General features: G+C 59.6%; 13 protein-coding genes. 3 read left to right on the top strand and 10 right to left on the bottom strand.

Features of this window, described 5'->3' with window-relative positions:
• Positions 1–106: 106 nt before the first annotated feature.
• Complete coding sequence (locus NFS22_RS08775; RefSeq protein WP_251317348.1) at positions 107–598, bottom strand: hypothetical protein; 492 nt, start codon at positions 596–598, stop codon at positions 107–109.
• Between the two features lie 220 nt (positions 599–818).
• On the opposite strand from NFS22_RS08775, the gene NFS22_RS08770 reads away from it, so the two are divergent.
• Positions 819–2744: an NAD(+) synthase gene (locus tag NFS22_RS08770; protein ID WP_251317347.1), complete on the top strand. Its 1926-nt coding sequence runs from the start codon at positions 819–821 to the stop codon at positions 2742–2744.
• 21 nt (positions 2745–2765) lie between these two features.
• Entirely contained in the window at positions 2766–3689 is a 924-nt protein-coding gene (locus NFS22_RS08765) for an HTH domain-containing protein (protein ID WP_251317346.1), read from the top strand.
• A gap of 38 nt (positions 3690–3727) precedes the next feature.
• On the opposite strand, the gene NFS22_RS08760 is transcribed toward NFS22_RS08765, so the two are convergent.
• On the bottom strand, positions 3728–4219 hold the full coding sequence (locus NFS22_RS08760; protein WP_251317345.1) for a hypothetical protein: 492 nt from the start codon (positions 4217–4219) through the stop codon (positions 3728–3730).
• A 200-nt stretch (positions 4220–4419) separates the two neighbouring features.
• On the opposite strand from NFS22_RS08760, the gene NFS22_RS08755 reads away from it, so the two are divergent.
• Positions 4420–4641, top strand: coding sequence for a helix-turn-helix domain-containing protein (locus NFS22_RS08755; RefSeq protein WP_251317344.1), 222 nt, complete (start codon positions 4420–4422; stop codon positions 4639–4641).
• A 39-nt stretch (positions 4642–4680) separates the two neighbouring features.
• On the opposite strand, the gene NFS22_RS08750 is transcribed toward NFS22_RS08755, so the two are convergent.
• The 8 genes from NFS22_RS08750 to hisA form a co-directional block, all read right to left on the bottom strand.
• Complete coding sequence (locus tag NFS22_RS08750) at positions 4681–7803, bottom strand: efflux RND transporter permease subunit (protein WP_251317343.1); 3123 nt, start codon at positions 7801–7803, stop codon at positions 4681–4683.
• Between the two features lie 5 nt (positions 7804–7808).
• Positions 7809–8999 carry an efflux RND transporter periplasmic adaptor subunit gene (locus NFS22_RS08745; RefSeq protein ID WP_251317341.1) on the bottom strand — a complete coding sequence of 397 codons (1191 nt, stop codon included), beginning with the start codon at positions 8997–8999 and terminating at the stop codon, positions 7809–7811.
• 13 nt (positions 9000–9012) lie between these two features.
• Positions 9013–10374 carry a TolC family protein gene (locus NFS22_RS08740; protein WP_251317339.1) on the bottom strand — a complete coding sequence of 454 codons (1362 nt, stop codon included), beginning with the start codon at positions 10372–10374 and terminating at the stop codon, positions 9013–9015.
• Entirely contained in the window at positions 10371–10997 is a 627-nt protein-coding gene (locus tag NFS22_RS08735) for a TetR/AcrR family transcriptional regulator (RefSeq protein WP_251317338.1), read from the bottom strand. The genes NFS22_RS08740 and NFS22_RS08735 overlap by 4 nt, the downstream gene beginning before the upstream one ends.
• 152 nt (positions 10998–11149) lie before the next feature.
• Complete coding sequence (locus tag NFS22_RS08730) at positions 11150–11959, bottom strand: histidinol-phosphatase (protein WP_251317337.1); 810 nt, start codon at positions 11957–11959, stop codon at positions 11150–11152.
• On the bottom strand, positions 11956–12603 hold the full coding sequence (gene hisIE, locus NFS22_RS08725; protein WP_251317336.1) for a bifunctional phosphoribosyl-AMP cyclohydrolase/phosphoribosyl-ATP diphosphatase HisIE: 648 nt from the start codon (positions 12601–12603) through the stop codon (positions 11956–11958). Before hisIE ends, NFS22_RS08730 begins: the two co-directional genes overlap by 4 nt.
• Positions 12604–12770: 167 nt before the next feature.
• Positions 12771–13529, bottom strand: a complete 759-nt coding sequence (hisF, locus tag NFS22_RS08720; RefSeq protein ID WP_251317335.1) for an imidazole glycerol phosphate synthase subunit HisF — start codon at positions 13527–13529, stop codon at positions 12771–12773.
• Complete coding sequence (gene hisA, locus NFS22_RS08715; RefSeq protein WP_251317334.1) at positions 13526–14245, bottom strand: 1-(5-phosphoribosyl)-5-[(5-phosphoribosylamino)methylideneamino]imidazole-4-carboxamide isomerase; 720 nt, start codon at positions 14243–14245, stop codon at positions 13526–13528. The genes hisF and hisA overlap by 4 nt, the downstream gene beginning before the upstream one ends.
• Positions 14246–14253 lie beyond the last annotated feature (8 nt).

Here is a 14253-nt window from a genome sequence, read left to right as displayed (position 1 = left end):
CTCCCTCAGAGAGGGAGGCAAAGGGAAAGCTGCCTTGACAAACTGTCAGGGCGGCCGCTGTATAAGTTTATTGCCGGCGATTGAGAACACTGGCTATGGTGGGGCATCACTTACTCATATCCAGCAGGGCCAAAATATAATACTCCGACCCGGAGCTGTTCATAGCGGAGCTGGCGCTGGAGGCCGACCAAGTGAAGGACCTGGAGCCCCAAGTGGTGGGGTATTTATCGGGGTTTGAGTAGGGGGTAAGGGGCGTGTCGGTGCCGCGCATGAACATCATGTAACCGATGCCGCCCACGCCCCGGACAATGACCATCACCGGGTACCCGGAAAAGGAGACCGTTTTGCTGGTGGTGTTGGTTCCGGTGTAGGTCAAGGTCTGGATAGCGCAGTTACCCAGCCTGGAAATGGCACTGCCATGACTGCTCAGTGAGCCTCCCTGGCTGGCCACCATTGACGACAGACTGCTTACCCTGCTGTCCACCGCCCTGATGGCACTGTCGATCTTCAAGTTGTCCTCGTTGAAGTCGGTGCGCCGCACGGCGTCCTCCGCCTCCCACTGGCAGAGCTGGTAGTTGGCTGTGTGTTTGCTGGACATAGAAATTCCTCCTCAAAACAAAAATGTAATTGAGCCCGAAAAAAGGCTCCTTTCGCTGCGGCGGGTGGGCCCTCTATATAACGAAGGAAAACGCCCCAAAGTGGGACGTTTGTATACATTTAATGGAAATGAGGGCGCACTGCGCCCTTTTTGTCTTGCAATCGGGGTGCAAATGGGATATGATGGTACTTGAAAATACACGACCGAAGGGGGCCCGAACATGCGGGACGGTTTTATCAAGGCAGCGGCGGGGACGCCGAAGATCAAGGTAGCGGACTGCGCATATAACGCGGAGCAGATCATTGCGCTGATGAGGGAGGCGGCGGCCCAGGGGGTAAAGGTGCTGGCCCTGCCCGAGCTGTGCGTCACGGGCTACACCTGCGGGGATTTGTTTTTGCAGGACACCCTCCTCCGTGGGGCGGAGGACGCCCTGGGCCGCATTCTGGAGGAGACCAAGGACCTGGATATGCTCACCGCCCTTGGCCTGCCGGTGCGTTTTGGGAGCAAGCTCTACAACTGTGCGGCGGTCATTTTCAAGGATGAAATATTGGGGCTTGTCCCTAAGACCCATATCCCCAATTATGGTGAGTTCTACGAGAGACGGTGGTTCGAGCCCGCCGGGGGGGCGGAACGGGGCTGGGTTGTCTATCTCGCCGGGCGCAGCGCCACTGTCAGCACCCGCCAATTCTTCAAATGCGAAAGTATAGCGGATCTGACCATCGGTGTGGAGTTGTGCGAGGATCTCTGGAGCACTGAGCCTCCCTCTATAAAGCTGGCCCAGATGGGCGTTACTTTGATTTTGAACCTGTCCGCCTCCAACGAGGTGGCGGGCAAGGCTGACTACCGCCGCTCCCTGGTGGCGGGGCAGTCCGCCCGGCTGGTGTGCGGCTATGTCTACGCCGACGCTGGCGAGGGGGAATCCACCACCGACCTGGTCTTTGCGGGCCACGATATTATTGCAGAGAACGGGACGGTTCTGGCGGAGAAACGCTTTGGCACTGGCCTGACCATTTCGGAAATCGATGTGGGCAGACTGGCCCATGAACGACAGAAAATGAACACCTTCCCATCTTGGACACAGACCGATTGGGTCCCTCAATATTTCGACCTGGAGATCGACGAGACCCGGCTCACCCGGCCCATTGCCAAAAACCCCTTCGTCCCCCAGGACCACGGGGACCGGAGGGAGCGGTGTGAGGAGATTTTCCAGATCGCCGCCCTGGGACTGAAGAAGCGGCTGGAGCATACCAACGCCTCCTGCGCGGTGGTGGGGCTGTCCGGCGGGCTGGACTCCACCCTGGCCCTGCTCATCACCGCCCGGGCCTTCGACCTGCTGGGCCGTCCCCGGACGGATATTCTGGCTGTCACCATGCCCTGCTTTGGCACCACCAGCCGCACCAAGTCCAACGCCCAAATCCTGGCTGAGCGCATTGGCGCCGACTTCCGCATCGTGGATATCGGCGAGGCGGTGCGGGTTCACTTCCGGGATATCGGCCAGTCCATGGAGGACCTGTCCGTCACCTTTGAAAACGGCCAGGCCCGGGAGCGCACCCAGGTACTCATGGACCTGGCCAACCAGCGGGGAGGCCTGGTGATCGGCACCGGCGACCTGTCCGAGCTGGCCCTGGGCTGGGCCACCTACAACGGCGACCACATGTCCATGTATGGGGTCAACGGCTCCATCCCCAAGACCCTGGTCCGCCACCTGACGGCCTATGCCGCCGCTCAGGCCCAGGACAGCGACCCCCAGCTGGCCGCCGTTCTCCTGGACATTCTGGATACCCCTGTCTCCCCTGAGCTGCTCCCCCCAAAGGAGGGAGAAATTGCCCAGCGCACTGAGGATTTAGTGGGCCCCTACGAGCTTCACGACTTCTTCTTGTACTACGCCGTCCGCTGGGGATTTGGTCCCCGAAAGGTGTACCGCCTGGCCCTGGCCGCCCTGGGGGAGGACTACAGCGGGGAGACCATTGTCAAGTGGCTGAACAACTTCTACCGTCGCTTCTTTGCCCAGCAGTTCAAGCGCTCCTGCCTCCCAGACGGCCCCAAGGTGGGCTCCCTGGCCCTCTCCCCCCGGGGAGACTGGCGCATGCCCTCCGACGCGGTGAATGCTCTGTGGATGAAGGAGTTGGAGGGGCTGGAGCTTTAAAGCAGAGAAAGAGAGGGGCATATGAGCTATACTTTTTTGGATTTGGCAGAGGAGGTCCTCCGCAAAACGGGCAAGCCCCTTTCCGGAGAAGAAATCTGGAAGGAGGCCGCTGTGCTGGGCATTCAAGCTAAGTGCGGTTCCAGCGGACGCACTCCTTGGCGGTCTATCAGCGCGCAGATCTATGTCAGCATAAAAGGGGATAACCAGTCTAAATTCTATAAGGCTTCCATCAAGCCTGCAAGATTTGGACTGAAGGGCTCAACTTCTCTCCCCGCACCTGTGGAGACTTCAGACAACAGCGTACGAAGGTTTCATGAGCGGGACCTGCATCCGCTCCTCAGCGCTTACGTCTTCAGTGACCAGCATTTCCTTTGCTATACAAAAACGATATTTCATGAGAAATCGGACAAAAAGAAAAAGGGGAAAAACAAGTGGCTGCATCCAGACTTGGTGGGAGTGTATTTTCCGTTTGGCAATTACCGTGACAGTACGATGTCCGTGCTGGAAACGTTCAGTGAGAGTGCCATCAAGCTGTTTTCCTTTGAGATGAAGATAAGGGTCACCCTGGCCGACCTGCGGGAGAACTATTTCCAGGCGGTTTCCAACTCCAGCTGGGCGCACGAGGGATACCTGGTTGCGCTGGAATATGAGGATAGCGACGACCTGATGGATGAAATGCAGAGCCTCAGCGTTGCCTTTGGAATCGGATTTATTCAATTAGATGCTGAGCATATTGAACAAAGCCAGATTTTAATCCCAGCCAAGACCCGGAGCGCCGTAGACTGGAGCATGGTTGACCGTTTGGTGGGAGAAAATGCCGATTTTAAAGCATTTATTGATTCTATAAACGAGGACAATAAAGTGAAAAAGGTCAAAAGCAAATATGATGGAGTTTTGAAGACGGATGCGCTTCAAAAATATGTTTTGGACAAGAAGATTATATAAACAGCAAGGCCCCGCCAACCGGCGGGGCCTTTTCCTGTTCAGTATCCCAATCCTGTTCGAATATTCTCCATGGTCTGGTCGTCAAACTTATAACCGAAATCCCGGATTCCAATGGTAGAGCCTTTTTTGCGGTAAATCCACATAACCGCCGAATCTCTCACAGCGGCTTTTAAAGTGTATTTTCTGCCTGGGCGGCCCTTCAGGTAGACAATATCCTTTACTTCCGAATAGGGCACCCGTTTCTGATCCACAATCACACCTTTTTCATAAAAGCGGGCGCCGTCCTCTCCACGCTTTCTGGGGATGACAACAACCAGCCTGCCAAATTCCTGATCTGCCGCCCCCTGGGCCAGAGGGCCGTCCCACTCCAGAACATACTCTCCGCCGTGGCGTTTGCGCTGCTGCTCCACCTTTTCCTGCCGCTTCGCCCGTCCGGCGTAAAATGCCCTGCAATATAACACCACAAAAGCTATCAAGGCGGCTATGATGGCCAGGATAAAGAACATTGGTAACAAATCAGATAAACTCATATGCTGTACCTCTTTTCTGTTTTTATTTGTCCAGCGCTGCCGCTCCATTATAAAGCATTTTGCTTTATAAGTCAATAAAACAAAATGTTTTATCTATACTTTTTTGTGTGACCTATAGCAAGCTTCAAAATTGCTGACACCGGCTCCGCAGGGGCGGCAAATCAGATGATTGCTATAATTCTTTGAGAGGAGCAGCACAGATGTATAGACGGATACGCGACATGAGGGAAGACAACGATCTGTTTCAAAGGGACTTGGCAAAGTATTTGCAGTGCAGTCAGGTGAGTTATTCACTCTATGAACGGGGAAAGCGGGACATTCCCACCGATGTGCTGATCCGTTTGGCGGCGTTTTATCACACCAGCACAGACTATCTTTTGGGGCTCACCGACGAACAGAGGCCCTACCCAAAAGCGAAATAAGAAAAGGCACTGAAAGACAGAGCTTTCAGTGCCTTATGTTTACTCAACCGCGAGGGGAACAGCCTCCTCCCCGGCGGGGGGCGGTGCGGGGGGTGCCTTCTTCTTTTTGCGGCGGAAGAGGCTGCTCAGGTTGTCAATGACGGAGTAGTAAACCGGGGTAAACAGCAGGGTGATGATGGTGGATACCACCATGCCGGAGATCATGGTAATGCTCATATCGCTCATCATCTCCGCTGCCCCCTCGGCCATGCCCAGAGCCATGGGCACCAGGGCCAGGATGGTGGTCAGAGCAGTCATCAGCACAGGGCGGACACGGAGGGGACAGGCGTGGAGGATGGCGTCCACCCGGCTCTCTCCCTGTTCCCGGCGCTGGCGGATGTAGTCCACCAGGATGATGGAGGCGTTGACCACCGTGCCGGCCAGCATAATCAGGGCCACCAGGGAGATCATGGACAGGTCCCGCCCGGTGAGGGGCAGGGCGAACAGAGCCCCGGTAAAGGCCACAGGGAGAATCATCATGACGATAACAGGCATCACAAAGGACTCAAACTGGGAGGCCAGCACAAAGTAGACCAAACCCAGGGCCACCACAAGGGCCAGCAGCAGGTCGCCAAAGCTCTCCATCATGTCCTCGTAGGCGCCGGAGATCTGGGCGGTGTAGCCGTCTGGGAGGGTGTAGCCGTCTAAAATGCCCCGAATCTCCCGGGTAATGGCGGTGGTGTCGCCGCTGATGGTGTCACCGGTGACGGAGAGCTGGCGGGACTGATTCACCCGGATAATGCTCTGGGGGGCCAGTTCAATATCCACATTGGCCACGGCGGACAGGGGCACTGTCCCGCCGAAGGCGGAGGGGATGGCCATGGACTTCAGGGTGTCCAGACTGGCGGCGGCCTTGCCGTCCCCCCGGACCACCACGTCCAGCTCCTTGTTGTTGATGGTGACGGTGGTGGCGGTGGAGCCGGACAGCTCCGAACGGACCGCCGCGCCCACCGTTGCGGCGGTGAGGCCGTACTGGGAGGCGGCCTCCCGGTTCATGGTGACGGTGACCTGCTCCACCTCCTTGGCCTCAGAGGTGCTCACGTCCACCGCGTCGGGCAGCCGGGAAATTTGGGCGGCCAGGTCGTTGGCGATCATCACCAGAGTGTCATAGTCGTTGCCGGTAATGTCCACACTGATATCCGCGCCGCTGCCCATCATAGCGGTCATGTCAGAGGAGGAGACGGTGATCTCACATCCGGCGATATTTCGGGTCAGCTCCCGCATAGCCTGGGCCACATCGCTGCTGCTGCGGCTGCGCTCCTCCTTGTCCACCAGCACCAGTCCCACTGTGGAGGACTCGGGCTGAGACAGGTGGTAGACCGACTCCAGCTCCGGGACATTTTCCATGGCGATGTCCACCACCCGGTCGGCAATGGCAGCGGTGGCCTCCACTTCGGTACCCACGGGAGTGCTGATGGAAATCTGAATCATACCCTGGTCCATCTCGGGCATCAGCACCATCTTGGTGGACATACAGGCGGCGATAAAGACGGCCACCAGCGCCACAGAGGCCAGCATCCCCACCCACAGGCGGCGGACGAAGAAGCCCAGCAGGCCGGTGTACATCCGGTTGAGCCGGACGCCCAGGCCCACCTTGCCGGCGGCATGGTTTTTGGCCTTTTTTTCCGCCTTTTTCAGGGCGTGCTGATGGACCTTTTTCTCGTCCAGCAGAAAGTAGCACAGCAGGGGGACCAGGGTGACGGAAATGACCAGCGAGCCCAGGATCAGAAAGGAGATGGTCAGGCAGAAGTCGTCAAAGAGCATGCCCGCCATCCCCCCGGTAAGGCCCAGGGGCAGGAAGACAGCCACGGTGGTGAGGGTGGAGGCGGTGAGAGAGGTAAAGACCTCCTTTGTCCCCTCCACGCAGGACTCCATCCGGCTGTGCCCCTCAGCGGAGTAGCGGTAGATGTTCTCCAGCACCACAATGGAGTTGTCCACAATCATACCCACGCCCATGGCAATGCCCCCCAGGGACATCATGTTCAGGGTGAGGTGGAACACGTTCATCAGCACGAACACCGTGAGAATACACACGGGCATGGACACGGCGATGGTGGCGGTGGCCCCCCACCGGCGCAGGAAGAGGAAGACCACAATGGCGGCCAGCACCACGCCCATCTCAATGTTCTGCACGGCGGCGTTCACTGCCATATTGATGTAGTCAGAGGCGGTGTACAGCACAGTGTAGACCACCGCGCCGTTGCGCTGCTGAAGCTTGGCCATCTCGGCCACCACCGCGTCGGCGGTGGCCACCTCGTTGGCCCCCGACTGCTTGGACACCTGGAGCACCACGCAGGCGGTGCCGTCGGTCTTGGCGACGGCCTCCGGGTCCCCCGTCTCCAAAAAGACGCTGGCCACCTCAGACAGCCGGACCGTTCCCCCGGTCTGGAGGGGGATAATCAGGTTGGCCACATCCTCCACCGTCTGGAACTTGGCGTCGGTGGTGACGGTGAGGGTCTGGGTGCCGTTTTTCATATCGCCGCCGGGATAGAGCAGGTTGTCCGCCGCCAGCATCTGGGCGATATAGCTGTTGGACAGCCCCAGGCCTGCCGCCCGGGTGGGGTCCACCTCCACGGTAATCTGCTGCTCCACGCCGCCGGAGATGGTCACCTGGGCCACCCCGTCGATACGCTCCAGGGCGGGGGACACCATGTCCTCCGCCAGAGCCTGGACCGAGGCCAGGTCCTCCCCCTGAAGGGCAATCATGGCCGAGGGCATCAAATCGCCAATGTTAATATTGACAATAATGGGGTCTATGGCCCCGTCCGGGAGGGACAGCCGGTCAAACTGCTCCCGCAGCTTGGTGGCGGCAATGTCCAGATTGGTGCCCTCCACATAGGTAATCTGGAGCTGGCTGACCCCGTCGGAGGAGGTGGACTGCACTCCGTCCACCCCGGACACCGACATAATGGCCGACTCCAGAGGACGGGTGACCAGCTCCTCCATGTCGCTGGGGCTGGCCCCGTTGTAGTAGCACATAACCAGGGCAGCGGGGGCCTCCATGTCGGGGAGGAGGGCCAGCTGGAGCCGGGTGGTGAAGACCACGCCGAAAATGGAGATCATAATCACCGCCATCAGGGTGGTAACCTTGTGCTTGATACAAAATCTTGCGATATTATCCACAGGCCTCAGTCCTCCTCAGAGACAATGCGCACCGCGTCGCCCTCAGACAGATAGGCCTGGCCCACTGTCACCAGCATATCCCCCGCCCCCAGGCCGGAGGTAACCTCGGTCACGCCGTTGCCCGTCAGGCCGGTGCCGATCGCCGCGTAGCGGGCGGTACCGCTACTCCCGGCAATGTTGTCCACCACAAAGACATACTGCTGGCCGTTGCTGGTAAGAATGGCCTCAGTGGGGATGACAATGGTATCGGCGGAGGTATCTGTGCGGAAGGAGACGTCAGCAAACATACCGGCCAGCAGTCCCGCCACATCCTCCTGGATGGAGATGGTGACGTTATACAGCTTGGTCTGCATATTGGCGGCCAGGTCAATGCTCTTGATAGTGCCCACCACATTGGCCCCCAGGGAGCTGATGGACACATCCGCCTCATCCCCCCGGGCCAGCTTGGGCACCAGGGCCTCGGAGACGGAGACCACCACCTCCATCCGGTCCACCCCGTCAATCACAGCCACCGGGGCGGAGGCGGAGATGAACCCGCCCTCCGAGGCGCTCAGGGAGATGACAGTTCCGCTGACAGGGGCGATCACATTGCCTCGGGAGTCCACATGCTCCAGCACGGCGTCCAGCTGCTCCACATTGGACTTGTAGCTCTGCATCCCGGCCTCCAGCTGGGCCAGGGTGGAGTTGCGCTGGGCCTGGGCGGACTGGAGAGACAGCTCCGCCTGGTCGATCTCCATCTGAGAGGCGGCGCCGATCTCAAACAGGGCCTTCAAATCGCTGACATTCTTCTCCGCCAGGGCGATCTGCTTATCGAAGATGGCCGCCTGATCCTGGTAGCTCTGGACGGCGGAGGTGTAGCTGATACTGGCCGCGTTGTAGGAGGACAGGGTGCTGGCCAGGTCCAGGGCGCACAGGGTCTGCCCGGCGGTCACCGAGTCCCCCACCTCCACATAGACAGCCAGACACTGGGCGTTGGCCGTTACAAAGACAGACTCCTGCCCGTCGGTAACCACCCTGCCTGACACCTTGTTCTCGGTGGAGATGGTGTCCACCGCCACCTCTTGAACCTGGACGGCCACGCCGGCGGGAGCTGCCACCCCCTGGGAGCCGTCCTCCTCTCCGCCGGACTGGCAGGCAGTCAGGGACAGAGCCAGGGCGGCGGCCAGGGCAATGGAAAAAATTCGTTTCTGCTTCATGGGTCGGTCTCCTTTAATTCATGATGCCGTAGTCCACGGCCCAGCGGTAGGTGTTGTAGGCGGAAAACAGGTCGTTTTCCGCGCCGGCCACCTTTTCCCTGGCTTCCTTCAGCTTGTCCTCAGCCTCCAAAAGCCCGTTTTGGGACAGAGTGCCCTGGCTTTGCTTCAGCTGGGCCACGGCGTAGTTGTCCTGCTCTACCGCCAGGGCGGTCTTGGCGGCGTCCAGCACCTGCTTGTAGTCCATCACCTTGAGATACAGGTTGCGCAGACCCAGCTCAAAGCTCTGGATGGTGTTGTCGTAGGTGTATTTGGCGGTGTTCCAGTTGTGGCGGATGCGCATATAGGTGCTGTCGCCGGGGTGGGTGTTATAGCCGTAGTCGCCGCCGCTGTTGTTATAGGTCTTGCGCGCCTCATCCACAGTCTCGGTGGCCTGATAGATATCCCAGCTGTTCTCCTTGGCGGTCTCCATGTCCCGCTCCAGGTCCATGGTGTCCAGGTCCTCCTGGGTCACCTTGGGCAGGGCGCCCAGAGAAATCTCCCCTGTGATGTCCGCTCCGATCAGCAGCTCCAGCTGGCCCTTGTAGACATTCAGGTTCATCCGCAGGGTAGACAGGCCGCTGGTCAGGGCGGCCCAGCCCGCCCGGGCCTGTTTCAGGGTGGAGGAGGAGATATGGCCCAGCTCATAGCGCAGCTCCAGCTCCTCCAGCTGGCGGTCCAGGGCGGACAGCTGGCGCTCCAGGCCGTCCTCCTGCAGCTCCATGGCGGCCAGGGCGATATAGGTGGCCTCTCCCGCCGCCACAATCTGGTTTTGCAGACTTTGCAGCTGACGGACTGTATCCGCGTTGTCCTCCTGCATGTCGCCGTCCTTAATGGCGTCAAACTGCTTGCGGACGGCGGAATAGGCGTTATCCAGCTGGTCGTAGGCGCTGTGATACTCGTAGTCGCTCATAAAGTCTGACGCCATCACCAGGCTCCACTGGGTTTTGGCCAGCTCGTTGAGCTGTTCCCACAGCTGCGCCTTTAGCTTGTCGTAGTCGATCTCCTCCACCACGTCAACGCTCTCTTGAAGTGCCAGAATTTGCAGATTGCCCTCGTGCATCCGGCGCTCCAGATTGGCAAAGGAGATGGCCCCTATCGGGTCTGGTATGTATTCCTCCGCGGGGAGACTGCCAGGCTCTTCCCCGCTCCCCCCCTCCCCAGAGGGCTCCTCCCCCGGCTCGGGCTCCTCCCGGGTCTCTCTCTCCCGGGTCTCCTCCGCCTGAGCCGTGGAGGTATCCGGAGCGGATAGGTCTCCCTCCGCCGCCAGGGCAGAAGCCCCCAGCAGCGACAGAGCCAGCGCCGCCGTCAGCACCAGGGCCAGCGTTCGTTGTTTCATACAGCTACCTCCTTGTATTCCTCCGCCGCCCCGCCATAGCGGAGCAGGTCCATACATAATTGCAGCGACTTTCGGGTATCCTCCGGACGCTCCAGCTGGTGCAGCGCTTCCACAACGGCAAAGGCCAGCGCGGCGCAGGCCATGCGGAACACCTGGCTGACATAGTCCCTGTCATTCCGCCGCAGCTTGGAGGTGTCCGTCGCTTTCCACAGCTGATCCGGCAGAAAATCACAGGGGCCGCCCACAAAGCTCTGCATATCCATCCCCTTGTTCAACGTCATAATCCGAATGAACTTTTCCAGCATGGGGTCGGTGTAGCCCTGATGGTCTAAAAGGCGGTCGTAGGCCATCAGCGGGAGGGAGAACAGGTCCCCTTTGGCCTCCAGCAGGATATTTTGAAGCAGGGAAATGAAATACTCCCGCATATCCTCCAATAAGTAGCGGATCAGCTCTTCCTTGTCCTCAAAATACTGATAAAAGCTGCCCCGAGGGATATGGGCGGCGGCAATGATCCGGTTGATGGACACCTCGTTGAAGCGCACCCGGGTCAGCTCTGACCAGCAGGCCTCAATCAGCCGCTCCCGTTTTTCCTCCGGCAATCGAAAAAATGTGGCAGTGGGCATAGTTCCCCTCCTTATTGCGACAGCTTGCCGCATTGTGACAGGCTGTCATGTATTATACAGAAGGCACAACTAACTGTCAAGCCGGGAATTGTGAAGCTTTTGTTAAAATAACAGTCCCCCGCCGGCGGGCGGGGGACTGTGTATCAGAGTGGTTACAGCTCCACCGGCACAAAGCCCTGGCCGGTGAGCACCATCCGCTCCCGGCAGCCGCAGGAGCGGGCCAGCTCCTCCGCCTGGAGGAAGGCGTAGAGCAGATTGGAGCGGTCATGGCAGTCGCTGGTGATGCAGATGGGAAGACTGCGCTCCCGCATAGCCCGCAGCAGCGCCGGGGCGGGGTAGGGGGCGCTCCGGTAACCGCGGGACATGGCCCCGGTGTTAATCTCAAAGATCACGTCATGCTGTGCCAGCCGGTCCAGAGCCTCCAGGGCGGCGTTGATATACCGGGGGTGACCGGTGTCGAAGAGGCTGTCCCCCTCGTTAAACTTGGTAATCAGGTCAAAGTGGCCTACGATTTGGCAGCCGGTCCGCTCCGCAATGCCTCCCACCAGGCGGTAGTAGTCCTCAGCGAAGGCGTAATAGTCCCCCCCGTAATATTGGCGCACACTGCGAACAAAATCCTCGGGGAGGTAGTCCACCGGGAGCAGTCTGCCTCCCTTCTCTACGCAGTGAACCGAACCGATCAGGTAATCCCACCCGTTTCCGGGGGGTGGGGAGTAGTAGTCCTGCTCCAGGCCCAAAAAAATCTCCAGCCGTCCGGTGTACCGCTCCTGCAGGCTCAAGATCTCTGTCCGGTAGCGGGGAACGTCCTCCGGAGACATGGTCCAATCCTCCTGCCCGGCCAGGGGAGCGTGGCTGGAAAAGCCCAGGGAGTCCATATCCATCCGGATGGCCTCGTGAATCAGCTCCTCCGGGGTATTTTTGCCGTCGCAGAACGTGGCATGGGTGTGGAGGTTTTGTATCATGTCATTTTCTCCTGTTTCACCTTATGGTCTATGACGTGGCGGGAGGCCAGCTCAGACAGCACGTCGTCCACCGAGATGCCCATCTCCACCATCAGTACCATCACATGATACATCAGATCGCCGATTTCGTAAACCGTCTCCCGTTTGTCCCCGGCCTTGCCGGCGATAATAACCTCGGTACACTCCTCCCCCACCTTTTTGAGGATTTTATCTATACCCTTTTGAAAGAGGTAGGTGGTGTAGGACCCCTCGGGCAGGCTTTCCTTCCGTCCCTCCAGCAGGTCGTACAGCCCCTTCACACAGAAGGGCTCCGCCGCCCCGCCCTCAAAGAGCCTGTCGTTGAAGCAGGAGTCCGTCCCCAGATGGCAGGCGGGGCCTTCCTTGTTCACCCGGACCACCAGGGCGTCCCGGTCGCAGTCGGCGGTGATGTCCACAATGTGCTGGACGTTTCCGCTGGTCTCCCCCTTGCGCCACAGCTCCTGCCGGGAGCGGGACCAGAAGCAGGTGCGGCCCTCTTTTATACTGATTTCCAGGCTCTCCCGGTTCATGTAGGCCAGGGTGAGCACCTTTTTGCTCTCCGCATCCACCACAACAGCGGGGATCAGGCCCTTTTCGTCAAATTTCAGCTCGTCGATGTTCAGCATGGTATCACACTTTCTTAACTTTTTCAGCGCACAAAAGGCCCCCTTCGCAAGGGGGGCTTCCGGCAAAGCCGGGTGGGGGTTTTCCCCAAGAAACAGATGCGTTTCGTTGGGGAAAAACCTCCGTCATTTGCTTTGCAAATGCCACCTCTCTTTGCGAAGGGAGGCTATTACATCCGCACCGGTATCCCCTGCTCCGCCAGCGCCCGCTTGAGCTCTGGGATCTTCACCTCGCCGAAGTGGAAGATGGAGGCGGCCAGTCCGGCGTCCACCTTGGGCAGGGTTTCAAACAGGGTGACAAAGTCCTCCACGCACCCCGCCCCGCCGGAGGCAATGACGGGCACGTCCACCGCCTCACAGACGGCGGACAGCATCTCCAGGTCAAAGCCGCCCTTCACCCCGTCGGTGTCAATGCTGTTCAGCACGATCTCCCCGGCCCCGTTTTTTACCCCGGATTTGATCCATGCAATGGCGTCCAGTCCGGTGTCCTCCCTCCCCCCCTTGGCGAACACCCGGAACTGTCCCTCCACCCGCTTGGCGTCTACGCTGAGCACCACGCACTGGTCGCCGTACCGCTTGGCCGCCTGATGGATCAGGGAGGGGTCACGGATGGCCCCGGAGTTGACGCTCACCTTGTCCGCACCGCATTTCAGCACCCGGTCAAAGTCGTCCACAGTGTTGATGCCGCCCCCCACGGTGAGGGGGATGAAGACGGAGGAGGCCGCCTCCCGGAGAATTCCGGTGAACAAAGACCGCCCTTCGGCGGAGGCGGTGATGTCGTAGAACACCAGCTCATCCGCCCCGCAGCTGCTGTAGAATTTGGCCAGCTCCACCGGGGAATTTACGTCGGCCAGACCCTGGAAGTTGACCCCCTTCACAACCCTGCCGTCCTTCACGTCCAGACAGGGGATGATCCGCTTGGTGATCACTGGGGTCCAGCCTCCTCAATGGCCTGTTTCAGGTCCAGGGCCCCCACATACCAGGCCTTGCCCACAATGGCGGCGTCCACCCCCATGCGGACCAGCGACTGGATGTCCGCGTTGCAGGACACACCCCCGGCGGCGGTGACCGAGCAGCCAACCCCCTCCAGCAGGAATTTCAGCCGGGCGAAGGAGGGGCCGGTGAGGGCGCCGTCAGTGTCGATATCGGTGAAGATCAGGTTCTTGACCCCCAGGGCCTCCATCTCCTTGGCAAAGTCCAGGTAGTTGACGCCCTCTTCCTTCACCCAGCCGGCGGTTCGCACCAGGCCGTCCTTGGCGTCCACCCCTACGGCGATCCGCTCGGAGCCGAATTTCTCCACGGCGGCTTTGACAAAATCCGGGTCGCTGACGGCGGCGGAGCCAATGATGGCCCGCCAGACACCCAGGGCAAAGACCTCCTCCAGGTCCTGCATGGAGCGGATGCCGCCCCCCAGCTCTGTTTTCAGCCCAACCTGGGTCACAGCCTTGACCAGCTCTGAGTTTTTGCGCACACCGTCCTTGGAGCCGTCCAGATCCACCACGTGGAGATATCGGGCCCCCGCCTCGTAGAAGGCCTGGGCGGTGGTGACGGGGTCGTCGGCCACCTGCTGGACCGTGTTGAAGTCACCCTTCAGCAGACGGACAACCTTGCCGTCCTTCAAGTCGATTGCGGGAATGATAATCATAATATGTT

The sequence above is a fragment of the Flintibacter muris genome (assembly GCF_943192995.1).
GTDB lineage: Bacteria > Bacillota > Clostridia > Oscillospirales > Oscillospiraceae > Lawsonibacter > Lawsonibacter muris.
Note: the sequence above shows the minus strand (reverse complement) of the source record. Positions and strands in the feature narration are given on the sequence as shown.